Source organism: Burkholderia alba (assembly GCF_034721475.1).
In the GTDB taxonomy this organism is placed as follows: Bacteria; Pseudomonadota; Gammaproteobacteria; order Burkholderiales; family Burkholderiaceae; genus Burkholderia; species Burkholderia alba.
In genome coordinates this window covers 120,038-142,799 of sequence record NZ_JAWJWL010000013.1, presented here as the reverse complement: position 1 = coordinate 142,799, position 22,762 = coordinate 120,038, and the positions used below count along the sequence as shown (strand labels likewise).

The 22,762-nt window shown below is 67.1% G+C and carries 15 protein-coding genes; 4 read left to right on the top strand and 11 right to left on the bottom strand.

All coding sequences use genetic code 11. The features are described from left to right. The first annotated feature begins 7 nt into the window (after window positions 1–7). On the top strand, window positions 8–892 hold the full coding sequence (locus RZR99_RS16765; protein WP_323120891.1) for an HlyD family secretion protein: 885 nt from the start codon (window positions 8–10) through the stop codon (window positions 890–892). 28 nt (window positions 893–920) lie between these two features. Here the strand turns inward: RZR99_RS16765 and RZR99_RS16760 are convergent, their stop codons facing one another. Continuing rightward, window positions 921–1,943 carry an EpsG family protein gene (locus tag RZR99_RS16760; RefSeq protein ID WP_323120890.1) on the bottom strand — a complete coding sequence of 341 codons (1,023 nt, stop codon included), beginning with the start codon at window positions 1,941–1,943 and terminating at the stop codon, window positions 921–923. Window positions 1,944–2,376: 433 nt separating this feature from the next. Further along, window positions 2,377–4,086 (bottom strand): methyl-accepting chemotaxis protein, encoded by a 1,710-nt coding sequence (locus RZR99_RS16755; RefSeq protein WP_323120889.1) that lies wholly within the window; start codon window positions 4,084–4,086, stop codon window positions 2,377–2,379. A 438-nt stretch (window positions 4,087–4,524) separates the two neighbouring features. Here RZR99_RS16755 and RZR99_RS16750 point away from each other — a divergent pair, with 438 nt between their 5' ends. Next, entirely contained in the window at window positions 4,525–5,772 is a 1,248-nt protein-coding gene (locus tag RZR99_RS16750) for an MFS transporter (protein ID WP_323120888.1), read from the top strand. Between the two features lie 64 nt (window positions 5,773–5,836). On the opposite strand, the gene RZR99_RS16745 is transcribed toward RZR99_RS16750, so the two are convergent. Beyond that, window positions 5,837–6,625 (bottom strand): 5'-methylthioadenosine/adenosylhomocysteine nucleosidase, encoded by a 789-nt coding sequence (locus tag RZR99_RS16745; protein ID WP_323120887.1) that lies wholly within the window; start codon window positions 6,623–6,625, stop codon window positions 5,837–5,839. Further along, window positions 6,622–8,982 carry a UvrD-helicase domain-containing protein gene (locus tag RZR99_RS16740; protein WP_323120886.1) on the bottom strand — a complete coding sequence of 787 codons (2,361 nt, stop codon included), beginning with the start codon at window positions 8,980–8,982 and terminating at the stop codon, window positions 6,622–6,624. Before RZR99_RS16740 ends, RZR99_RS16745 begins: the two co-directional genes overlap by 4 nt. A 180-nt stretch (window positions 8,983–9,162) precedes the next feature. On the opposite strand from RZR99_RS16740, the gene RZR99_RS16735 reads away from it, so the two are divergent. Then, the gene (locus tag RZR99_RS16735; protein ID WP_323120885.1) at window positions 9,163–12,030 is read left to right on the top strand and encodes a valine--tRNA ligase; all 2,868 of its coding nucleotides are present in this window, start codon (window positions 9,163–9,165) and stop codon (window positions 12,028–12,030) included. 90 nt (window positions 12,031–12,120) lie between these two features. After that, complete coding sequence (galU, locus tag RZR99_RS16730) at window positions 12,121–13,002, top strand: UTP--glucose-1-phosphate uridylyltransferase GalU (protein WP_323120884.1); 882 nt, start codon at window positions 12,121–12,123, stop codon at window positions 13,000–13,002. Between the two features lie 37 nt (window positions 13,003–13,039). Here galU and RZR99_RS16725 read toward each other — a convergent pair whose 3' ends face one another. The 7 genes from RZR99_RS16725 to RZR99_RS16695 all read right to left on the bottom strand — a co-directional run bounded on the left by RZR99_RS16725 (window position 13,040) and on the right by RZR99_RS16695 (window position 22,748). After that, the gene (locus tag RZR99_RS16725; protein WP_323120883.1) at window positions 13,040–13,657 is read right to left on the bottom strand and encodes a DUF4136 domain-containing protein; all 618 of its coding nucleotides are present in this window, start codon (window positions 13,655–13,657) and stop codon (window positions 13,040–13,042) included. 52 nt (window positions 13,658–13,709) lie between these two features. Beyond that, entirely contained in the window at window positions 13,710–16,118 is a 2,409-nt protein-coding gene (locus RZR99_RS16720) for a CHASE2 domain-containing protein (protein WP_323120882.1), read from the bottom strand. A 10-nt stretch (window positions 16,119–16,128) separates the two neighbouring features. After that, on the bottom strand, window positions 16,129–17,475 hold the full coding sequence (locus tag RZR99_RS16715; protein WP_323120881.1) for a FecR domain-containing protein: 1,347 nt from the start codon (window positions 17,473–17,475) through the stop codon (window positions 16,129–16,131). A gap of 14 nt (window positions 17,476–17,489) precedes the next feature. Next, complete coding sequence (locus tag RZR99_RS16710; protein ID WP_323120880.1) at window positions 17,490–18,194, bottom strand: response regulator transcription factor; 705 nt, start codon at window positions 18,192–18,194, stop codon at window positions 17,490–17,492. A gap of 312 nt (window positions 18,195–18,506) precedes the next feature. Then, the gene (locus tag RZR99_RS16705; RefSeq protein WP_323120879.1) at window positions 18,507–18,887 is read right to left on the bottom strand and encodes a hypothetical protein; all 381 of its coding nucleotides are present in this window, start codon (window positions 18,885–18,887) and stop codon (window positions 18,507–18,509) included. 248 nt (window positions 18,888–19,135) lie between these two features. Then, on the bottom strand, window positions 19,136–20,140 hold the full coding sequence (locus RZR99_RS16700) for a fimbrial protein (RefSeq protein ID WP_323120878.1): 1,005 nt from the start codon (window positions 20,138–20,140) through the stop codon (window positions 19,136–19,138). Window positions 20,141–20,153: 13 nt separating this feature from the next. Further along, complete coding sequence (locus tag RZR99_RS16695; RefSeq protein ID WP_323120877.1) at window positions 20,154–22,748, bottom strand: fimbria/pilus outer membrane usher protein; 2,595 nt, start codon at window positions 22,746–22,748, stop codon at window positions 20,154–20,156. Between the last annotated feature and the right edge of the window lie 14 nt (window positions 22,749–22,762).

Here is a 22,762-nt window from a genome sequence, read left to right as displayed (position 1 = left end):
TCGAACCATGATCTTGCGAAAACTCTTCGGCTTCGTCGCGACAGCCGCCATCCTGATCGTCGCGATCCTGATCGGGCGCGCCCTGTGGGTGCACTACATGGACGAACCCTGGACCCGCGACGGCCGCGTGCGCGCGGAAATCGTCAACGTCGCGCCGGACGTATCGGGCGCCGTCGTGTCGCTGCCGGTGCGCGACAACCAGTTCGTCAAGAAAGGCGACGTGATCATGCAGATCGATCCGTCGCATTACCAGATCGCGGTCGAGCAGGCGCAGGCCGCCGTCGCCGCGCGGCGCGCCGAGTTGCAGATGCGCCGCGCCGACGCCCAGCGCCGCGCCGATCTCGACGCGCTCGTCGTCTCGAAGGAAAACCGCGAGAACTCGGTGCAAACCGCCTCGAGCGCGGACGCGCAATACCAGCAGGCGCTCGCCGCGCTCGACGCCGCGAAGCTGAATCTCTCCCGCACCACGGTGGTCGCGCCGGTCGACGGCCACATCACCAACCTGAACGTGTTCCAGGGCGACTATGCGACGGCCGGCACGCCCAAGCTGGCGATCGTCGACAGCCATTCGTTCTGGGTATACGGCTATTTCGAGGAAACCAAGCTGCCGCACGTGAAAGTGGGCGCGAAAGCGGAGATGCGGCTGATGAGCGGCGGCGTGCTCAAGGGCCATGTCGAAAGCATCTCGCGCGGGATCTACGACCGCGACAATCCGCAGAGCAAGGATCTGGTCGCCGACGTGAATCCGACCTTCAACTGGGTACGCCTCGCGCAGCGCGTGCCGGTGCGCATCAAGATCGACGAAGTACCGGACGACGTGGTGCTGTCCGCCGGCACGACCTGCACGGTGATCATCGAACCGGACAAGAAGCAGCCGAAGCAGAAATCCTGACGCCATCGGTCCGCCCGGCGCGCGTCGTTCAGTCCCACGCGAACTGATACGGCAGGAACGGCGACGGTCCCACGCCGTACTCCTGCAGCATGTTTCTCGCACGCACCGCGAAACCGAGCGCGCCGATCAACGTCAACGCCAGGTAGAAATGCGGCCCGCGCCGCGCCGGCACCACGGCAACGACGCTCATCTGGCAGCACAGCGCGAACAGGATCAGCCACTGGAATCTCAGGCCCGCATAGCTGATCCTCGCGAACAGGAAACTCGCCGCTTCGAACAGCAAAAGCAGGCCCAGCGTTCGGGTAAGCCCGCCGGACGCAATCGCGCCCGCCAGCACGACAAGCGCGGCCAGCACGAGCGGCGCGCTCCCCGACGTGGCCCCGGGCGGCGCGTAATGCGTATAGAACGCCAGCTTGATTGCCAGTTTGTCGTAGTGGCATGCCGCGAGCAGCGCCGCGAGCCCGGCGCCGGCCGCCAGATAGCGCAGCGACCGAAGTTTGCGCACCTGCAGCAGCGCGATCAGCAGCAGCGACGAAATGTGAATACCCGCCGCCGCGCCGGCGCACACGCCGAATACCCCGCGCCGACCGCGGTCCCGGCAATCGGACGCGATCTTGGCCAGACAGAAGGCGAGCCCGTAGCGCAGCCCGTTCATCGACATATCGTAGAAGAACAGCGGAAAGATCAGCAGCGCGAACACCAGCGCATCCTCTTCCCGGCCGGAGAACGCCGCGATGCAGCCGAACACGACGAGCAGCGAAACCAGCGCAACGACGGTCTGGGGCTGCGAGCAGGCCAGCGCCGCGAGCTTCAGCAGCCAGAGGAAGCCCGGTTCGAGGGTTGCGGGAAGATGGGTCGGATCGTCGATCCGCGCGGCCCGCGCCATCTTGAGATAGGCGGCGGTGTCGGTGCCGACGCTGCCGCGCAGCGCCACCAGCAAAGCGGTCGGCGCGAGGCTCAAGCTCAACCACAGCCAGGGCTTCACCCGATAACGCACGCCCAGCATCGCCCCCGCCAGCGCGCACGCATAGCCGCTCAAATAAAAGATCATTATTGTGTCCGTCCACGGCGCGCCCGAGACCGGCCTGACCGGGACGCCAACGGCAAGACGAGGCCGCGCGCTCGACGCGACATCCATCCGTTTCCCACAAGACCCGCGCTTAGGCTGAATAGATTTCGAGCCGCATTCTAGGCGATCTCGGCGCGCGACTGGACAGCATTTTGTATGGATTGTGTGGAGAAGAACGTGCCGGAAGCGCACCCGCTCGCGCATGAAAATCGCGAGCGCGGCGCGGCCGGACCGGATGCACCCGCTTGCNCGATCTCGGCGCGCGACTGGACAGCATTTTGTATGGATTGTGTGGAGAAGAACGTGCCGGAAGCGCACCCGCTCGCGCATGAAAATCGCGAGCGCGGCGCGGCCGGACCGGATGCACCCGCTTGCCGCGTCGCCGGCAGCCGCGGCAAGCCGGCCCGGTCCCGAGTCAGGCGCCGGCCGCTGCCGTCGCGTCGAGCGGGCGAGCGGCGGGCAGACGGAAATGCCCGACCATCGCCTTCAATGCCTGCGCCTGATCGTCGAGCGAGCGCGCCGCAGCGGCGGCCTGCTCGACCAGCGCGGCGTTCTGCTGGGTCCCCGAATCCATCTGCGTGACCGCGCGCCCGATTTCGTCGATGCCCGCGCTCTGCTCGCTCGACGCCGCGGAAATTTCGCCCATGATGTCGGTCACGCGCTTCACCGCGCGCACCACGTCGTCCATCGTGCGGCCCGCATCCTGCGCGAGCAGCGCCCCGTTCGCGACACGCTCGACGGACGCGCCGATCAGCGTCTTGATCTCCTTGGCCGCCGTCGCCGAGCGCTGCGCGAGCGAGCGCACTTCGCTCGCCACCACCGAGAAGCCGCGCCCCTCCTCGCCCGCCCGCGCCGCTTCGACGGCCGCGTTCAGCGCGAGGATGTTGGTCTGGAATGCAATGCCCTCGATCACGCCGATGATGTCGCGGATGCTTTTCGCGCTCGCGTCGATCTGGTTCATCGTCGCGACCACCCGGCTCACCACGTCGCCGCCCTGCTCCGCGACGGACGACGCGTTCGCGGCGAGCGCACTCGCCTGCTTCGCGTTCTCCGCGTTCTGGTGCACGGTCGACGTCAGCTGCTCCATGCTCGCGGCGGTCTTTTCGAGCGCGACCGCCTGCTGCTCGGTACGTTGCGACAGGTCCAGATTGCCCATCGAGATCTGCCCGGATGCCGCCGCGATCGCCTCGGCGCTCGCGGCAATGTCGCGCACCGTGCCGGCCAGCCCGTCCTGCATGTCGCGCAGCGCGTGCAGCATGCTGCCCTGGTCGCGCCGGGGCAGCCGGATCGCGTTCGCCAGATCGCCGCGCGCGATGCTCACCGCGATTTTCTTCGCATACACGGGCTCGCCGCCCAGCTGCGTGCCGAGCCGCCGCACCACCCATTCGGCAATCACGAACGCCAGCAGGATCAGCCCGACCGTCATCGCCGCGATCATCGCGAACGACGCGCGAAACAGCGTCGCCGACTTGTCGAGGGTCGCCTTCGATGCCTCGCCGCGCGCCTTGACGAGCCCGCCGACCAGCGTTTCGAGCTTGCCGGTCTCGACGATCAGCGACACGTCCTGAGTGCCGACCTGCCAGCTCATCTGCGACAGATCGAGCGGCTGTTCGCGAACGAGTTTGACGAAATCGCGCAAACGGCCGCTCCACGCCCCGACCGATCCGGCGAACGCCTTCAGCTGCGCGGCGTCGGCCGCGTCGGCCGGATCGGCGTATTTCTGCAGGGTGACGAGTTCGGCGGCGATCGCGGCCAGCCCCTTGTCGATGTCCGCGCCGAGATCGTCGCGCTCCTTCGCGGTGGTCGCGGTCAGCAGCATCTTCTGCGCCCGGCTCGCGCGCAGCACGTAGCCGCGCACCTCCTCCGCCGCCCGGCTCGCGACGTGCCCCTGCTCGTACACCGACTTGATCGACTCGTTCAACCGGCTGATCTGGACCAGCGAGAAGAGTCCGATCGCGAGCGTGCCGACCAGCAGCGCCGCGAAAGCGGTACGCAGCGTCGTCTTCACGGACCACGGCTTGCGCGCCGGTTTCGACTTCACCGGCGCGGCCGGGCCCGGACTCTTCGCGTCGCCGTCGGGCAGGAAGCCCGGCCCCGGCTGCGCACGCAGCGATACGCCTTTCATCGATATGTCCCCGTTCTGGTGCTACGGCCGAAAAGGTCGGTTTCGGCATCACCGTCGACACGGCCAATTGCGCTTGCGCCGCCGTCGGGCGTAGGCTTGCAGGATCAGCCCGCCCCCGCGCCGCGCATCGTTGGCTTTTGTGGTTATCTCGCCGGATCTACGGCAGCGGGCGATATTTCTTGAGTGCGGTAAAACCCGCTGCGCGTGGCGCGCGGCCCGAGCCGCCCGCCTCAGCCGCAACGTGATATCCGGCCCCAAAGCCGCCAGAAAGATTCCACCGACGAATGAAACGCCGGACTTCGGTGTCTCATTCTCGACAAAAGTTGGCAGGACAATCGACAGGAGCCACATTACACTCCTTCGACGCATTGACGAGAAACGCGCGCCCGGTTATCGGCAAAGCGCGTCGTCGCCTCCTTTCCTCGACTTTCAACGCCTATGCAAACCAGTCTCGACAACCGTTCGACCGTCGCTGCCGGCCCCGCCCCGGCACCCGCGCCGGCCGTCGCGCGCACCGTCTATCCGGTACTCGGCGCGATCAGCTTCTCGCACCTGCTCAACGACATGATCCAGTCGCTGATCCTGGCCATCTATCCGATGCTGAAAGCGAATTTCTCGCTGTCGTTCGCGGAGATCGGGCTCATCACGCTGACCTACCAGATCACCGCGTCGCTGCTGCAGCCGCTCGTCGGCCACTACACCGACAAACACCCGCAACCGTACTCGCTGCCGATCGGGATGGGCTTCACGCTGAGCGGCCTGCTGCTGATGTCGGTCGCGCCGAATTTCCCGATCCTGCTGATCGCGGCCGCGCTGGTCGGCTGCGGCTCGTCGGTGTTCCATCCGGAATCGTCGCGGGTGGCACGGATGGCGTCCGGCGGCAAGCACGGGCTGGCCCAGTCGCTGTTCCAGGTGGGCGGCAACGCCGGCGCGTCGCTCGGGCCGCTGCTGGCCGCGCTGATCGTGATCCCGCACGGCCAGCGCAGCATCGCGTGGTTCTCGGCGGCCGCGCTGGTCGCGATCGTCGTGCTCGCGCAGATCGGCCGCTGGTACAAGCGCCATCCGGCGACGAAGAAGAAGGCGGCGCACGCCGCGCACGCGACGCTGTCGCGCCGCCAGGTGGCGTTCGCGATGGGCGTGCTCGTGATGCTGGTGTTCTCGAAGTACTTCTACCTCGCGAGCATCAACAGCTATTTCACGTTCTATCTGATCGACAAGTTCCATCTGCCGGTGCAGGCGGCGCAGATTCACCTGTTCGTGTTCCTCGCCGCCGTCGCGGCGGGCACCGTGATCGGCGGCCCGATCGGCGATCGGATCGGCCGCAAGTACGTGATCTGGGTATCGATCCTCGGCGTCGCACCGTTCACGCTGCTGCTGCCCTACGCGAACCTGTTCTGGACCGGCGTGCTGACCGTCATCATCGGCATCGTGCTCGCGTCGGCGTTCTCCGCGATCCTCGTCTATGCGCAGGAACTGATCCCCGGCAAGGTCGGCATGGTCGCCGGGCTGTTCTTCGGCTTCGCGTTCGGGATGGGCGGCGTCGGCGCGGCGGTGCTCGGCCAGTTGGCCGACGCGACCAGCATCGCGTTCGTCTACAAGGTGTGCTCGTTCCTGCCGCTGCTCGGCATCCTGACCGTGCTCCTGCCCGACGTCGAAGGACGCAAGCGCGCGAAGCAGCCGGCCTGAAACGCGACAGGCCGCCTGTCGAGGCGCCCTGCCGATGTCCTGCCGATCCGCGGCGGCCCGAGGTTCAGGCCGCCGCTTTTGCGTGGAGCGCCAGGAAACGCCGCAGAATGCCCGCCGAATAGGTACCCGCGATGTCCGTCAGGAAGTGGCTGAACGACTGGCTCGCGTGATCGTCGGCGGTGTCGGAAATGGCGCGCACGACCGCGCACGGCACGCCGTATTCATGGCACACCTGCGCGAGCGCCGCGCCTTCCATTTCGACCGCGAGCGCGTCGGGAAGCGCATCGCGCAGCGCGATCACTTCACGCTCGCTCGACACGAACCGGTCGCCGCTGATGATGAGCCCGGTGCGAACCTGCGCGCCCCGCAGCCGGAAGCGGCGCTTCAGCGCGTCGCCCTCGTCCGCGACGAACTGCTCGCTCGCGGCCCGCAGTTGCGCGGCGAGCCCGGCATCGGCGGCGAAGCGCGTGACGCCGAGCAGCGGCACTTCGAAGCGCGGAAACAGCGGCGAGGCATCGAGATCGTGCTGCAGCAGCGTATCGGCCACGACGATGTCGCCGACGCCGACGTCGCGCCCCACTCCGCCCGCGACCCCGGTGAACACGACGGCGCGCACGTTGAAGCGCAGCAGCAACGCGCTGACGGTGGCCGACGCCGCGACCTTGCCGATCCGGGCGAGCGTCGCCACGCAGGCCACGCCGCTCGCGGTGCCGACGTGGTAGTCGCGCCGGCCGAGCGTGAGGGTCTCGACCGGCCCCTCGGCCCGCATCGCGGCGACCAGATCGCCCAGCTCCTCCGGCAGCGCGGCCAGAATGCCGAGCGCCTGCCCGGTCACAACGGCGGGCGCGCTCATTCGACCGCCTGCAGTTTGGCGACGGCGAGCGCCAGCCATTTCTCGCCGTGCCGCTTGAACTTGACCTGCGCCTTCGCGTCCGGGCCGCTGCCTTCGAGCGCCGTGACCGTGCCCTCGCCGAACTTGGTATGGAACACCGGCTGGCCGATCCGGAATCCGCCTTCCGCCGCGCGCTGCTGGTTCGCGAACGCGGGCAACGGTGCCGACACGGCCGCATCGACCACGCTGTCGCGTCCGCCGCCCGGCCGCGCGAACCAGTCGCGCCCCCAGCCCGCGTTGTCCGAGCGGCCGCCCCAGCGGGCGGTCGCTTCGGCCTTCGGCGTCAGCCACTTGAGCACGTGCTGCGGCAGTTCGTCGAAGAAGCGCGAGCGGATGTTGTAGCGGGTCTGGCCGTGCAGCAGCCGGCTTTGCGCGAACGACAGGTAGAGCCGCTCCTTCGCGCGGGTGATCGCGACGTACATCAGCCGGCGCTCCTCCTCGAGACCGTCGGCCTCGAGCGCGCTGTTCTCGTGCGGGAACAGGCCTTCCTCGAGACCGGTGATGAAGACCGCCGTGAATTCCAGGCCCTTCGCCGCATGCACCGTCATCAGCTGGATGGCGTCCTGGCCGGCCTGCGCCTGGTTGTCGCCGGCCTCGAGCGACGCGTGCGACAAGAATCCGGCAAGCGGCGTCATCGCGTCCGGGTTCTGCGCCGGTTCGCCGAGCGCCGCCGGATCCAGCACCGCATCGGCGGGATCGTCCTGCGCGGCGGCAATTTCCGGCGCGGCGATCGCGCCGGCGCGCAGCGGGATCGCGCGCGCCGGCGTATCCATGCCGTAGCCTTCCTCGCTGACGAACGCCGTGGCGGCGTTCACCAGCTCCTGCAAGTTCTCGAGGCGATCCTGCCCTTCGCGCTCGCCCTGGTAGAAATCGGCGAGCCCGCTCGCGCGCACCACGTATTCGACCGTCTCGGGCAGGCTCATCTGCAGCGTCTCGGCGCGCATCTTCGCGATCAGGTTCGCGAACGCCCCGAGGCTCGAGCCCGCCTTGCCCGTCACGTACGGAATCGCGGCCGCCATCGCGCAGTTGTAGAGCCGCGCCGCGTCGGCGAGCTGTTCGATCGAGCGCGCGCCGATCCCGCGGGTCGGGAAGTTCACGACGCGGACGAACGCGGTGTCGTCGCTCGGATTGTCGATCAGGCGCAGGTACGCGAGCGCATGCTTCACTTCCTGACGCTCGAAGAAGCGCAGTCCGCCGTACACGCGGTACGGAATACCCGCGGTCATCAGCGTATGCTCGATCGCGCGCGACTGCGCGTTGCTGCGATACAGGATCGCGACTTCGCTGCGCGCCGCTCCCGTATTGATCAGCGAACGGATCTCCTCGACGATCCAGCCCGCCTCCTGCGAATCGGTGGCCGCCTCGTAGACCCGCACCGGCTCGCCATGCCCGGCGTCCGTGCGCAGGTTCTTGCCGAGCCGGTGCGCGTTGTTCGAGATCAGCTGATTCGCCGCGTCGAGGATGTTGCCGTGCGACCGGTAGTTCTGCTCGAGCTTGATCAGGTTGCGCACCCGGAACTCGTCCTCGAAATCGCGCATGTTGCCGACGTTCGCGCCGCGGAACGCATAGATCGACTGATCGTCGTCGCCGACCGCGAAGATCGCGTTCTGGCCGCCCGCGAGCAGCTTGAGCCATGCGTACTGCAGTTTGTTGGTGTCCTGGAACTCGTCGACCAGGATGTGCCTGAAGCGCGCCTGGTAATGCGCGCGCAGCGGCGGATTGTGCGCGAGCAGTTCGTAGCAGCGCAGCAGCAGTTCGGGGAAATCGACGACGCCCTCGCGCTGGCATTGCTGGTCGTACGCCTGATACAGCTCGACGAACTTGCGGTTGAAGCTGTCGGTCGCATCGACCTTGTCCGGCCGCAGGCCCTGCTCCTTCGCGTTGTTGATGAAGTACTGGACGTTCTTCGGCGGATATTTCTCGTCGTCGATGTTCGCCGCCTTCATGAGCCGCTTGATCGCCGACAACTGATCGGCGGTATCGAGGATCTGGAAGGTCTGCGGCAGCCCCGCGTCGCGGTAGTGCGCGCGCAGCATCCGGTTGCACAGGCCGTGGAAGGTGCCGATCCACATGCCGCGCGTATCGATCGGCATCAGCGCGGACAGCCGCGCCATCATCTCGCGCGCGGCCTTGTTCGTGAAGGTGACGGCGAGCACCGTCATCGGCGACGCGTAGCCGTGCTGAATCAGCCACGCGATCCGCGTGATGAGCACCCGGGTCTTGCCGCTGCCCGCCCCGGCGAGAATCAGCGCCGGTTCGTTCGGCAGCGTGACGGCCGCATGTTGTTCGGGGTTGAGATTCGCGAGCAGATCGGGCATGGAGAGGAAGCGAATGAGCGGGTAAAAGGCAGGCCCGCCATTATAAGGCGCCCGCGCGCCGGGCCGGGCGCGACGTGCGCGGACCGCCCGATCGGGGCGCCGCGGTGTCCCGCCGATGCGCATCCATTTATAATTCAGGGTTTCCGCATCATTCACGCATCTTTCGGCAGATTTCCAACCATGAGCGACAGCACGCTTGCGAAGAGTTTCGAGCCCCACACTATTGAAGCCCAATGGGGGCCGGAGTGGGAAAAACGCGGCTATGCCGCCCCGGCGTTCGACCCGAACCGCCCGGATTTCGCCATCCAACTGCCGCCGCCCAACGTCACGGGCACGCTGCACATGGGCCACGCGTTCAACCAGACGATCATGGACGGGCTCGCGCGCTACCACCGGATGCTCGGCGACAACACCCTGTGGGTGCCGGGCACCGACCACGCGGGCATCGCGACGCAGATCGTCGTCGAGCGCCAGCTCGACGCGCAGGGCGTGTCGCGCCACGATCTCGGCCGCGAGAAGTTCGTCGAGCGCGTGTGGGACTGGAAGGAGCAGTCCGGCTCCACGATCACCCGGCAGGTGCGCCGCCTCGGCGCGTCGACCGACTGGTCGCGGGAATACTTCACGATGAACGACAAGATGTCGGGCGTCGTGCGCGAGGTGTTCGTGCGCCTGTACGAACAGGGCCTGATCTACCGCGGCAAGCGCCTCGTCAACTGGGATCCGGTGCTGATGACGGCCGTGTCCGACCTCGAAGTCGCAAGCGAGGAGGAAAACGGCCATCTGTGGCACATCCGCTACCCGCTCGCCGACGGCTCGGACCACCTGACGGTCGCGACCACGCGCCCCGAGACCATGCTCGGCGACGTCGCCGTGATGGTCCACCCGGAGGACGAACGCTACGCGCACCTGATCGGCCGGCACGTGAAGCTGCCGCTCGTCGATCGCGAGATCCCGATCATCGCCGACGACTACGTCGACCGTGAATTCGGCACCGGCGTCGTGAAGGTCACGCCCGCGCACGATTTCAACGACTATCAGATCGGCCTGCGCCACAAGCTGCCGCAGATCGAGATTCTCACGCTCGAAGCGAAGATCAACGACAACGCGCCGGAAAAATATCGCGGCCTCGACCGCTTCGACGCGCGCAAGCAGATGGTCGCCGACCTCGACGCGCTCGGCCTGCTCGACTCGGTCAAGCCGCACAAGCTGATGGTGCCGCGCGGCGACCGCACGGGCGTCGTGCTCGAGCCGATGCTCACCGACCAGTGGTTCGTCGCGATGACGAAGCCCGCGCCCGAAGGCACGTTCCACCCGGGCAAGTCGATCACCGAGGTGTCGCTCGACGTCGTGCGCAGCGGCCAGATCAAGCTCGTCCCCGAGAACTGGACGACCACCTACAACCAGTGGCTGGAAAACATTCAAGACTGGTGCATCTCGCGCCAGCTGTGGTGGGGCCACCAGATTCCCGCCTGGTACGGCGAGAACGGCGAGGTGTTTGTCGCACGCAGCGAGGAAGACGCACGCGCGCAGGCCGACGCGCAGGGCTACACGGGCGCGCTCAAGCGCGACGACGACGTGCTCGACACGTGGTTCTCGTCCGCGCTGGTGCCGTTCTCGTCGCTCGGCTGGCCGAACGACACCGTCGAACTGAAGCACTTCCTGCCGTCGTCGGTGCTCGTGACGGGCTTCGACATCATCTTCTTCTGGGTCGCCCGGATGGTGATGATGACCACCCACTTCACCGGGCAGGTGCCGTTCCATACCGTCTACGTGCACGGCCTCGTGCGCGACGCGGAAGGCCAGAAGATGTCGAAGAGCAAGGGCAACACGCTCGACCCGATCGACATCGTCGACGGCATCGGTCTCGACGCGCTGGTCGCGAAGCGCACCACCGGCCTGATGAACCCGAAGCAGGCGGCGACCATCGAGAAGAAGACCCGCAAGGAATTCCCGGACGGCATCGCCGCATTCGGCACCGATGCGCTGCGCTTCACGATGGCGTCGATGGCGACGCTCGGCCGCAACGTCAATTTCGACCTCGCGCGCTGCGAAGGCTATCGCAACTTCTGCAACAAGCTGTGGAACGCCACCCGCTTCGTGCTGATGAACTGCGAGGGCCACGACTGCGGCCTCGGCAAGCCCGAAGTGTGCGGCGCGGGCGACTGCGGCCCCGGCGGCTATCTCGACTTCTCGGCGGCCGACCGCTGGATCGTATCGCTGCTGCAGCGGGTCGAAGCCGACATCGCGAAGGGCTTCGCCGATTACCGCTTCGACAACGTCGCGAACGGCATCTACAAGTTCGTCTGGGACGAGTACTGCGACTGGTATCTCGAACTCGCGAAGGTGCAGATCCAGAACGGCACGCCGGAACAGCAACGCGCGACCCGCCGCACGCTGCTGCGCGTACTCGAGACGGTGTTGCGTCTCGCGCATCCGGTGATTCCGTTCATCACCGAGGCGCTGTGGCAGAAGGTGGCGCCGCTTGCCGGCCGCTACCCGCAAGGCTCAGCGCAAGGCGAGGCATCGCTGATGGTGCAGTCCTACCCGCTCGCCGATCCGAAGAAATTCGACGAGCAGTCCGAACAGTGGGCCGCCGAACTGAAAGCGGTGGTCGATGCATGTCGTAATCTGCGTGGTGAGATGAATCTGTCTCCCGCCACCAAAGCACCGCTCCTGGTGACCGGCGACGTGTCGCAGCTGCATTCGTTCGCCCCCTACGTGCAAGCGCTCGCACGCCTGTCCGACGTGCAGATCCTCGCCGACGAAGCCACGCTCGACCAGCAGGCGCACGGTGCGCCGATCGCGATCGTGGGCCGGAACAAGCTCGTGCTGAAAGTGGAAATCGACGTCGCCGCGGAACGCGAGCGGCTGTCGAAGGAAATCGCGCGGCTCGAGGGCGAGGTCGTCAAGTGCAACGCGAAGCTCGGCAACGAGGCGTTCGTCGCCAGGGCGCCTGCCGCGGTGGTCGAGCAAGAACAGAAGCGGCTGGCCGAATTTCAGCGTACCTTGACGAAATTGAGCGAGCAGTTGGCACGCCTGCCGGCGTAACAAACCGTAAGGCTTCTTGTATTGCCTATAATGCCGGAATAATCATTTGATCGGGATTCATCGATCGATTCGAGGAGCAAAGGTTTAATCATGTTGAAAGTCACCAAGGCAGTTTTCCCGGTCGCGGGCCTCGGCACACGGTTCCTGCCCGCCACCAAGGCAAGCCCGAAGGAGATGCTGCCCGTCGTCGACAAACCGCTGATCCAGTATGCCGTGGAGGAAGCCATCGCCGCGGGCATCACCGAGATGATCTTCGTGACCGGGCGCAGCAAGCGCGCGATCGAGGATCACTTCGACAAGTCGTATGAGATCGAAGCCGAGTTGGAGGCGCGCGGCAAGGACAAGCTGCTCGAGCTGGTGCGTAGCATCAAGCCGAGCCACGTCGACTGCTTCTACGTGCGCCAGCCGGAAGCGCTGGGCCTCGGCCACGCGGTGCTGTGCGCGGAGAAACTGGTCGCCGACAATCCGTTCGCGGTGATTCTCGCGGACGACCTGTTGTACGGTCATCCCCCCGTGATGAAGCAGATGGTCGACGTGTTCGACCACTATCACAGCTCGGTGATCGGCGTCGAAGAGATCCCGCCGGCGGAGACGAAGTCCTACGGCATCGTCGACGGCAAGGAGTGGGAGGAATCGATCATCAAGATGTCGGCGATCGTCGAGAAGCCCGCGCCCGAAGTTGCGCCGTCGAACCTCGGCGTGGTCGGCCGCTACATCCTGAAGCCGCGGATCTTCGATCACCTGCGCGCGATCAAGCCGGGGGCAGGCGGCGAACTGCAGCTCACCGACGCGATCGAGGCGTTGCTCACCGACGAGCAGGTGCTGGCGTACAAGTACCAGGGCACCCGCTTCGATTGCGGCAGCAAGCTCGGCTACCTGAAGGCCACGGTGGAATTCGCGCTGCGCCACCCGGAAGTGAAGAAGGAGTTCGACGAGTACCTGCGTACCCGCACGAACCTGCCGCAAGGCTGAGCATTCCGCCAGCCCCGCGGCCCGGCCCGAGCGGCGTTCAGCGCGCGTCGGCCGGCACCACCGAGACGACGCCCGGCATTCCGCCCGCGTCGTCTTTTTTCGTCTTGACGAACCAGCCGTTCGCGCCGCTGAACGGCACCTGAGCCAACGCGCTGCGCACCAGCGTCGGCGCCGCATGCAGCGCGTCCGCATGACGGTCCTTGACGGCCGCCGATACGCGGTAGGCGTCCGCCCCCGTCTTCTGATCGACGAACCGAAGCGTCAGCACGTGCCGGTACACCGTCCCGGCGAACGGCAGCGCAAACGGCGCCGGGCCGTCGACCATCACGCACGGCGCCCGCTCGCCGCCGCATTGGTCGGTCGCGAGCGCGACCGTGGCCGGCTGCGTCGCGTACGCGATCGCGAGCCGGTAGCGGGCCTTCCCGGCCGGCCGCTCGTCGAGGCCGCGCTGCTTCAGCGCGTCGCGCACGAGCGCCTCCACCTGCCGGTAATCGGCATTCCCGGCCTGAGCGTCCGTGCGGGCAAACCCATAGGTGCGCGTACCGCTCGCCGCAAATCCGGCCGGCCCGGCCGACGCACTGACGCCCGTCGTCACCGACGCACATCCGGACAACAGCGCGGCAGCCAGCGCCACCCCCGTCCACGAGATCTTCATAGCTTCTCCAATTCTTGCCTGTCCGCCCCGCCTCTGGCCGCCTCGGCCCACGTCACGCCGACGGTTCCTCCAGCAGCGGCAGCGTGATCGCGATCGCCGTGCCGACGCCGAGCGCGCTGTCGACGGAAACGCCTCCGCCATGCCGCGTCACGACGGTCTTGACGAACGCCATGCCCAGCCCCGAGCCCGCCACCTCCGGCCGCTCGTTCGTGTGAAAGCGCTTGAAGCGCTCGAACAGATGCCGCTGATCCTCGGGCGAAATGCCGTAACCCTGATCGCGAATCGTACAGAGCATCCGTCTCGATCTACGTTCGGTCGACAGCGTACACGCGATCACCGTGTCCGTCGGACTGTATTTCACCGCGTTGTTCAGGATATTCACGAGCGCGCGGGTCATCAGGGACCGGTCGGCGCTGACCCAGCACAGATCGTCGCCGAACAACGTATCGATACGGATATGCTTCGCCTGCGCCTGCGGCCACACTTCGTCGCTCGCGTCGATCAGCAGGTCCGCGAAACTCGCCGGTTCCAGCTGATAGGTCTGCGACTCGGCCCGCGCCAGCTGGACGAATTCATCCGCCAGCATCAGCGCGCGCTGCGCATAGCGTTCGATCCGGGCCAGCAGGCCACGCGTATGCTCGGATTCCACGCGCTGCCGCTCGATCTCCACCAGCGCCAGAATCGACGACTGCGGCGAGCGCATGTCGTGCGACAGCAGATGCAGCGCTTCTTCCCGCTGACGTTCGGCCGCGTGCAGCTCCGTGACATCCACGAGGCCGGCGATCCACCCCGTCACCTTGCCCTGGGCATTGGTGCATGGCGCGTAGCGTAACAGATGATCGAGCCCGTCACTGTCGCGAACTTCGATACCGCGCTCCATCAAGTCGTTTTCGAAGTCCCGGGTCGGGTCGAGCGCGGCCGGCCAGTAAGCCCGCATTTCGGCTTCCCGCTCCGCCTTGCCGTCGACCGTTTTCATGAACGTCAGCTCGCCCAGCGCGACCCGCAGCGGGCGGCCCTCCGGCGCCGGGACGTTCAGCCGCGCGCAATACTTCTTCGCCGCGTGGTTCGCGATCAGCACCGTGCCCGCGATGTCGGTCACCAGCACGGGTTCCGGCATGCTGTCGAGGCTGTCCCACACGAAACGCTTCATGTCCTGCACACGCTGCGCCGCCTGCGCCATCAGGCTCATCTGGCGCTCCAGCACGTCGCCGCCGAACTCGCCCCGCTCGCTCGGCGCCTCGGGCAGCAGGTGCGGCTCGTCGGCGAGCCGCTGCAGTTCGCGGCGCAGATACGACATCGTCATCTCGAGCCGCCGCCAGTTCCAGATCGGATACACCGCGATCAGCCCGAAGATCGCCGGCGCGGGCGACAGCCACAGCCGGGCCTCGTACAGCAGCGCCGCGCTCGACGCGACCGCCAGCACGGCGAGACTGAGCGTCAGCAGCAGCGAGCGCCAGGGCGAGAGCATCAGGAACCCCGCCAGCAGCACGACGAGCGGCAGCAGCGACGCGATGAACAGCAGCGAGCCCGACACCGGCGAGATCGCACGACCCGTCATCAGCATGTCGAGGATGCCCGCGTGAATATAGACGCCCGGCAGCGGGCCGAATTCGCCCGAGATCGGCGTCGCGAAGCGGTCGTACAGGCCCGACGCGGTCACGCCGACGATCACGATCTTGCCGCGCAGCTCGTCGGGATTCGCGCGCCCGGCAAGCACGTCGGCGAACGAGATCGTCGGATAGGTCTGCGTGTAGCGGCTGAACGGAATGTAGTAACGGGCCTCGCCGTTGTCGTCCTGCGCGAGATCGTGCGCGCGCGGCGTGAGCGGCACCGCGTTCGCGAGCTTGAACTGGCCGTTTTCGAGCGCGTGGAACACGGGCACCATCAGCTGCGGCCAGCGGTGCCGGCCGTCGCTTTCGTACAGCGCGACGCTGCGCACGATGCCGTCCGGATCCACTTCGAGATTGATGTGGCCGACGCCGGCCGCATGTCCGGCGAGCGCGGGCACGGGCGGCACGACGGTCCGGGTACCGTCGCGCTCCTCGGGACTCAGCAGGATCGGCAGGTAGGTCGGCAGTTGGTCGAGCGATTTCGCGAACTGCCGGTCGTCCGCCGACGGCTCGGTGAACAGCACGTCGTAGACCACCGCCGCCGGCTGCGCCTTCGCGAGCGCGTCGAGAAGCTGCGCGTGCACGCTGCGCGCCCAGGGCCAGCGTCCGAGTTCGGCGAGGCTCTGATTGTCGATCTCGACGACCACGAGGTTCGATTCGATCGGGAGATTGCGCAGCGTCAGCAGCCGGTCGTAGATGATCCGGTCGACGCTCGACGTGGTGTGGCCGGCGACGCCCGCCAGGATGACCGCGATCCCCAGACAGCCGATCGCGATCCATTCGATGAGAAAGCGGCGGCCTAGCAGCCGCCGCCGTTGCGTGCGCGGATCAATGCGCGGGTCAAGTTTCATCCGGCGCCCATCAGCGCGCGAGCGTGAATGCGTTGACCGAGCTGGCCTTTTCGTAGAACCGGCCGCCGTCGAACTGCTCCGCGATCACCGTCCAGTAATAGTCTCCCGGCGGCAGATTGGCCACCACGATGCGTCCGCTGTTCAGATCGACCTGATCGACGATCGGATTGGCGAGATCCTTCGACGTCGACAGCACGAAGCGGAAGCGCGTCACGCCCGCCGCCGCGCGGTTCGTCGTCCAGCGGAACGCGTAGCCGCCCGCGCCCGGCCCGGCCGATGCGTCGAGACCGAACTGGCGGCGCTCGAACGCATAGGTGCGCGGCCGGCCTTCGAGGCCGTTCGCATCGACGGCCGCGATCCGCACGAAATACGTGCCGTCCGGAACATCCGCGAATTCGGCGCGCGGCGACGCCGTGCGCACCTCCTTGAACAGGTCGAGCAGCCCGGCATCGCGGGCGATCTGTACATGGTAGGCGCGCGCGCCGTCGAGCGGCGCCAGCCCGAACACCACCGTCGGCGCATCCTGCACCTTGGCGGGCTCGGCGAGCCGCGGCGCGTCGAGCAGCTCGATCGGGCTGCCGATCTGACCGTTCGCCTTCGTCACGTTACCGAAATTCTCGTGGACCAGCGTCGCATCGAGCGTCGACTCCCGGCTCGGCGCGACGCCGACGGTGCCGTCCAGCACTTCGACCATCGTCGACGCCTGGCCGTCCGTGTCGTAATTCACTCGAAAGCGAGTACCGCGCACCCCCGCCACCACCGACGGCGAGCGGATCTGGAAACGGTCGTCCTTTTTCTTCAGGTGCGTGACGTCGCTGTCGACCGACCCGCGCTGCAGGTCGATCACGCGCTCGAGTGTGCCGGTCAGCACCGTGCGCCGCAGCGTTGCGAGATCGATCTGGCTGTCGGGCGGCAGGCTCAGGTGCGTGCCGTCGGCCAGTTCGAGCGTGACGAAACCGTTGGAACCGGTCCGCAGCCGGTCGCCTTCCGTCAGCGTCGTATCGACCGCCACGGGCACGAAGCCGACCGCGCCGCTGGCGGCGCTTTCCACCGGCCCGTGCGCGGCGACCACGCGCGCCGACAGCCGCTCCTTGCGCAGCCTCGCGGCGGGCAGGTTCAGCACGATGCCGGGCTGCAGCTGCTTCGGCACCGGCACGTCGTTCAACTGCGCGACCAGGGTCCAGTCGTCCGGCCCCTGCAGGTAGCGATCCGCGACGTCGTACAGGGTGTCGCCCTGGCGGGTCGTGTACTGCACGGTCTTGACGGCCTGCCGGGCCTTGGGCGGCTGCGCCTGCGCGTACTGCATCGCGACGGCCGCGACCACGGCGATGCATGCCGCCAGCACGCGCGTTTTCATGATCCCGCTCGATCTCACTCGGTCTCCCCTTGCGTCACCCGTTCCAGCCGGTACCCGTACCCGTAGATCGGCGCGAGGCGGTAACCGTTCTCGGGACGCAGGCCCAGCTTCGTGCGCAGCATCGAGATGTGGGTGTCCATCGTGCGCGACGGGATATCGGTCGCCTGCTTCCAGACGAGATCGAGAATGTGGGCGCGCGACAGCGGCCGGTCGAGATGCTGGAACAGCAGCAGCGCCAGCTCGAATTCCTTCTGCGTCAGGCTGACCGGCTTGTCGCCGACATAGGCCTGCTTCAGATTCACGTCGAACTTGAACGTATCGAACTCGCGCACCGTCGCTTCCGCGTTGACCGGATACGCGCGGCGCAGCAGCGAACCGATGCGGGCGCGCAGGATCGGCCCGGACACCGGCTTCACGACGTAATCGTCCGCGCCGGCGTTCAGGATCTGCGTGATGCCCGCCTCGTCGTCGCGGCTCGTCATGAAGATGATCGGCAGACGATGCTCGACCTGGTTCGCCCGAACCCACTTCAGCACCTCCTCGCCGGACATGTCGGGCACGTTCCAGTCGAGCACCAGCAGATCGAATGTCTCGCGCTGCAGGCGCTTCTTCAGCGCCTTGCCTTCTTTAAATGCGTAGCATGTATGTCCCGCGGACGTCAGCGTTTGACTGACAAAATCCGTCTGGGCCTGATCGTCATCCAATACAGCAATTCTCATAGCACCCCGCAAAGGGAAATCGACTCGTCATTGTGGGTCCTTCGCACCCGCCGTCGCGCCTGCTTCGAGTGCGCTTACGCCAAGTTGCCCAACCCCTAACCCATTATTATCGGCTGCACTGTACAAGACTGCTCGCCCGCGCGGTCTAAAACCTGCATTTTATTTGGATTGCCGCATATCTCAAAAACTAGGCGAAGCCGGGCACCCTCTGCATCATAGTAGTATGAAAATCGCCCCGAATTTGTGCGGCTTGCCGCGCTGTGCCGCTCTCGCGGCCTGTCGCGCCGACCGGATCCCGGGGCGCGGCGCGGGTCAGTCCAGGCTGATCGGATCGCGATCGGCCGGTTGCGGCTGCCGCTGCAGCGCGCTGCGCAGCTGCATCCGAACATGTTCCCATGCGGCCCGCGCGTAGTCGGGCTGGTCGGCGGCCCATGCGTGCGCGAGATCGAACACGCGCTCGACGGTGACGGCACAGCGCGTCAGGTCGGGCTGGGCACTGCCCATCGCCTCGCGCAGCCATTCCGTCAGCCACGGCATCTCGGTCGCGCTCGAATCCGCATAGGCCTCGAGCGCGGCGCGCGCATGGCGGTCGTGCTCGGGGTCCAGCTCGACCCGATGCACCGACTGAACGCGTTCCCGCGCCTTCCCGCCCGCATCGAACGGTATTCGAATCGTCCCCGATCTGAAGAGCATGACATCTCCCAGTTTGCAGCAACGACACGCGCTGGGCATGTCCCCCGTCTCGTGACTTCGGCGTGCGCCATGCGAATCATGGTCGCAGCAATCGATCGTCAGGTGAGCCAGTATAAGCAGCGCGGATCGTCGTGTGGTTTAAGAATTGTTAGATATAGCGGGCTTTTTTAGCGAAATTCGCGGTGTTTTTTGCTTGTTTCGCCTTTTTGGAGAAATTTTCCACAAGTCGAAAGCCGCCGCCTTTTCATTTACTGATAACTCATCGTGAACGTCGCGATGCCCTTGACGATCCCCGGCAGCACCGTATCGGTCGCGATGTACTGCGCGGTGAGCGGCACGCTCGTCACGCTCGAGGACGGCCCCACCCGCCACTGATTCAGGTTGCCCGCGACCGCCGAGTCCGGCCCGTAGGCCACCGGCGAACCGTTGTACAGCACCCGAAGCTTCACGCCTCGCGCGGTCGAGCCGGATGCGAGGGTCAGCAGGTTCGAGGTGTTGCCGGGGTCGGTCGCATCGGTGAGCGTCACATTGACGTCGGCGCCCGCGCGGCAGCTGAGGCCGATCCGCAAGCCCGTGTCGCCCTTCGTCGACCCCACGCCGCTGAAATCGCCCGCCTTCACGTTCGGCAGCGTGACCGCGATCGACGGCGTCGTCACCGTGCAGGTCGTCGGCACGATCACGCTGCCCGCCGCGATGGTCTGCGTGCGGGTCACCGTCGGAAAACAGCTGCCCGACAGCGCGATCGTCATGCTCGGCAGCGACGTGAGGCGACCGCTGCCGACCTGGCCGGTCACGACGAGCGCGGCCGACGTGTACCACGCGGTCGCCGCGTACGACGACGGCGGATAGTAGGTACTCGAGCCGGGCGCCTGCTCCCAGCTGCCGTTCCAGCCGGCCGTGGTAAAGAAGCGCACGCCGATGCCCGGCACGTTGGTCTGGTAGGTGTCGGTCATCCCCGGCACCAACGATCCGTTGATCGTGACGGTCTTGCGGATCGGGCAGTACACGCCGCTCACCCGCATCCCGTAGTTGATGCCGACCGGCTGATTCTGCTGGATCACGCTGCCGACCGTCACGTCGCGCGGCGGCGTATACGACGCATTGAACGTGATCGGCTGGAACGAGCCGTAGTTGGTCGGCACGGTCAGCGTGCCGGCCCGAACCGGCCCGATCAGCGCCATCGCGCCCGCCATCGCCAGCCCGACGCGCACCGCACGGCGCACGTGCGCCTGTCCTGACATTCCGCTCATCATGTTTTCGTTTCCTTTACAGGCGGTCGCGAGCGACCGGCAGTTGCGCCGCCGGCGTCGCGAGCGGCGCCCGGTAGTCGCCGCCCGGCGCGGCATCCGGTACGGCCGCGGCGATCCCGGCGGCACGGCACACGGTTTCGATCTGCACATACGACAGCGCCTTGTCGTGCTTCGGCGGCAGACGGTAATCGAACAGGCAACGCTCGTTCGCGCCGTCGCCCCACTTCACCTGCAAGGCGCCCGCGTCGCCGACCCCGCGCACGAAGATCCGCCCGCCCTGACCCACCGCGCCGACGTCGACGCCCCGGTCGTTCACGACGGTCGCGCCGAACGGCAGCGGCGCGCCGTCCGGCTGCCGCGCAGAGATCACCGCCGAGCGGCCCGACACGGTCGCGAAGCGGATCATCACCACCGAATTCGCGCGCGGCGCGATCTGCGCGCTGGTCGCCTTCAGCTCCACGTCGAGCGGCAACCCCTTCGGATCGAGCTCGACCGTGTTCAGGCTGTACGGCGTCAGATACGGGATCACCGCATAGCCGCGCGCATCGACATGCACGCCCGGCGCATTGGTGATCCGCGCCCCCTTCGCGTCCTTCGCCTCGACGATCCCGATCGTCTCGCCGAGATCGTTCGCGAGCGTGACGCCGCCCGGGTGCGCGACAACCGCGCCCGACAGCCCCGCCGAGTACTGCGAGAAGCCCGAGCCGCCGCTCGCGCTGCCCGACACCGTGGCGTACGTGCCGCGGTACTGCGCGTTGCCGCCGCCCGTCGTCGTGCCCGGCGAGCGGTTGACGTTCACGCCGTAGCTGAGCGCGTTGTCGTCGAACGCGGAGCCGTTCAGCATCATCTGCTCGGACGTGCCGCCGACGCTGTTGTTAGTGACGCCGAACGCGAGCGTCGGCGCGTGCGCGCCGCGGCCGAGCGGCAGCGACACGCTCGCGAAGATCTGGTTGTTCATCTGCCCGCTCAGGCCGTCGCGCTGACGCGACGCCGACAGGGTGTAGGTCAGCGTGTTGCCGAACGCGTTCAGCACGTTGTTGTAGCCGACCTGGAACTGCGTGGTCGTGCCGCCCCGGTTCCAGTAGTCGAGCGACGAGCCGACCACATAGACGTTGCCCCACCGGCCGCCGAAGCGCTGGTTGAGCGTGAGCTGCACCTGATTGCGCTGCCGGTCGACCGTGCGCACGTCCTGCCCTTCCGCGACCCGGCTGCGCGCGAGCAGCGCGTCGCGCATCTGCCAGAACCCGCTCGACGAATAGCGATAGGCGGCGACCGCCAGGTTGGTCTGGGTCGACGGCACGAACTTGCTGTAGCTGATCCGCACGCTATGGCCGGACGTGCCGGCCGCGCCGCGGATGTCGGCCTTCGCCTGCGTGACGTCGACCGCGACCGCGCCGAGCGGCGTGTTGAACGCCGCGCCGATCAGCCCCGCGAGATAGCCCTCGGCTGCGATCGCGCCCGCGTAGCCCGTCACGACATTGTTGACTCCGCGCTGCACGACGCCCTGCACCAGCTTGTCCTTGCGCGAGAGCTGCGCGTCGCGCGCCTCGCCCGCCGCGACCGAGAAACGCGTGATGCCCGGACGCAGCAGCTGCGCGACCGACGCGTACGGCACCGCGAAACTGTGCTCGCTGCCATCGGCTTCGGTCACCGTCACCAGCAGGTTCCCGCCGTAGCCCGTCGAGTAGAGATCCTTGATCTCGAACGGCCCCGGCGCGACGGTGGTCTCGTACAGTTTGTTGCCGTTCTGCGAGACGGTCACGCGCGCGTTCGACTGCGCGATGCCGCGAATCAGCGGCGCGTAGCCGCGCATCGAATCGGGCAGCATCCGGTCGTCGGAGACAAGCTGCACGCCGCGAATGCCGATGCTGTCGAACACCGCGCCGTCGGTGAACGCGTCGCCGATCGTCAACTGGCTGCGCAGCGACGGGATGTCGTGCTGCAGATAGGTCGCGATGTTCTGGTAGCTGCGCGGCCCCGTCGACTGCCAGGTCAGCGCCGAGCGCTGGCGGACATGCCAGCTGCCGAGATTGACGCCCGAATCGACGCCGAGATAGGTCGTCGTGTTCGACGCCGCGCCGCCGGTATGGAAGGTGTTGAAGTTGTACGCCAGCGTCGCGGAAGGCACGCCCTTGTCCCAGAATTCGGGACTGACATAGCCTTGCGGCGTGCGCCGCAGCAGCGCCTGCGGCACGCTCAGGTCGAGGCGCAGGTCCGATAGCTCGAACGACCAGGACGCACCGGGCGCGACCTCGCCGAGATTCGCGCAGGCGCCCGCGGCCAGCCGCGCGAGCGCGGCGCGGCTCGACTCGCCGAGCACGTTGTCATCGAGATTGAGTTTTTCGGCGAGCGACTGGCCGAAGCACGGCACGGCCGCGCCGTTCGGCCCTTCGAAGCGCACCGCGTTGCGGCCGATCCAGTCGCCGTTCAGGTACAGGTCGACCAGGTATTCGCCCGGCATGACCGGGTTGCCGCGCGCGAAGCGCGACACGTCGACGCGCTGGCCCTTCGGGCGCATCAGGAACTGGTCGTTGAACTTGACGTCGGCGACCGACAGCGCGTCGCTCGCGTCGCCCGCCAGCACGGTGACGGGCCAATGGGACGCCAGCATCCCCAGAATCACGG

Coding starts and splice junctions, on each gene's coding strand:
- RZR99_RS16765 (WP_323120891.1), top strand. CDS start 8: ATGATCTTGCGAAAACTCTTCGGCTTCGTCGCGACAGCCGCCATCCTG.
- RZR99_RS16710 (WP_323120880.1), bottom strand. CDS start 18,194: ATGAGAATTGCTGTATTGGATGACGATCAGGCCCAGACGGATTTTGTC.
- RZR99_RS16695 (WP_323120877.1), bottom strand. CDS start 22,748: ATGCTGGCGTCCCATTGGCCCGTCACCGTGCTGGCGGGCGACGCGAGC.
- RZR99_RS16705 (WP_323120879.1), bottom strand. CDS start 18,887: ATGCTCTTCAGATCGGGGACGATTCGAATACCGTTCGATGCGGGCGGG.
- RZR99_RS16740 (WP_323120886.1), bottom strand. CDS start 8,982: ATGCCCGATCTGCTCGCGAATCTCAACCCCGAACAACATGCGGCCGTC.
- RZR99_RS16745 (WP_323120887.1), bottom strand. CDS start 6,625: ATGAGCGCGCCCGCCGTTGTGACCGGGCAGGCGCTCGGCATTCTGGCC.
- RZR99_RS16700 (WP_323120878.1), bottom strand. CDS start 20,140: ATGATGAGCGGAATGTCAGGACAGGCGCACGTGCGCCGTGCGGTGCGC.
- RZR99_RS16725 (WP_323120883.1), bottom strand. CDS start 13,657: ATGAAGATCTCGTGGACGGGGGTGGCGCTGGCTGCCGCGCTGTTGTCC.
- RZR99_RS16760 (WP_323120890.1), bottom strand. CDS start 1,943: ATGATCTTTTATTTGAGCGGCTATGCGTGCGCGCTGGCGGGGGCGATG.
- RZR99_RS16755 (WP_323120889.1), bottom strand. CDS start 4,086: ATGAAAGGCGTATCGCTGCGTGCGCAGCCGGGGCCGGGCTTCCTGCCC.
- RZR99_RS16715 (WP_323120881.1), bottom strand. CDS start 17,475: ATGAAAACGCGCGTGCTGGCGGCATGCATCGCCGTGGTCGCGGCCGTC.
- RZR99_RS16750 (WP_323120888.1), top strand. CDS start 4,525: ATGCAAACCAGTCTCGACAACCGTTCGACCGTCGCTGCCGGCCCCGCC.
- RZR99_RS16735 (WP_323120885.1), top strand. CDS start 9,163: ATGAGCGACAGCACGCTTGCGAAGAGTTTCGAGCCCCACACTATTGAA.
- RZR99_RS16720 (WP_323120882.1), bottom strand. CDS start 16,118: ATGAAACTTGACCCGCGCATTGATCCGCGCACGCAACGGCGGCGGCTG.
- galU (WP_323120884.1), top strand. CDS start 12,121: ATGTTGAAAGTCACCAAGGCAGTTTTCCCGGTCGCGGGCCTCGGCACA.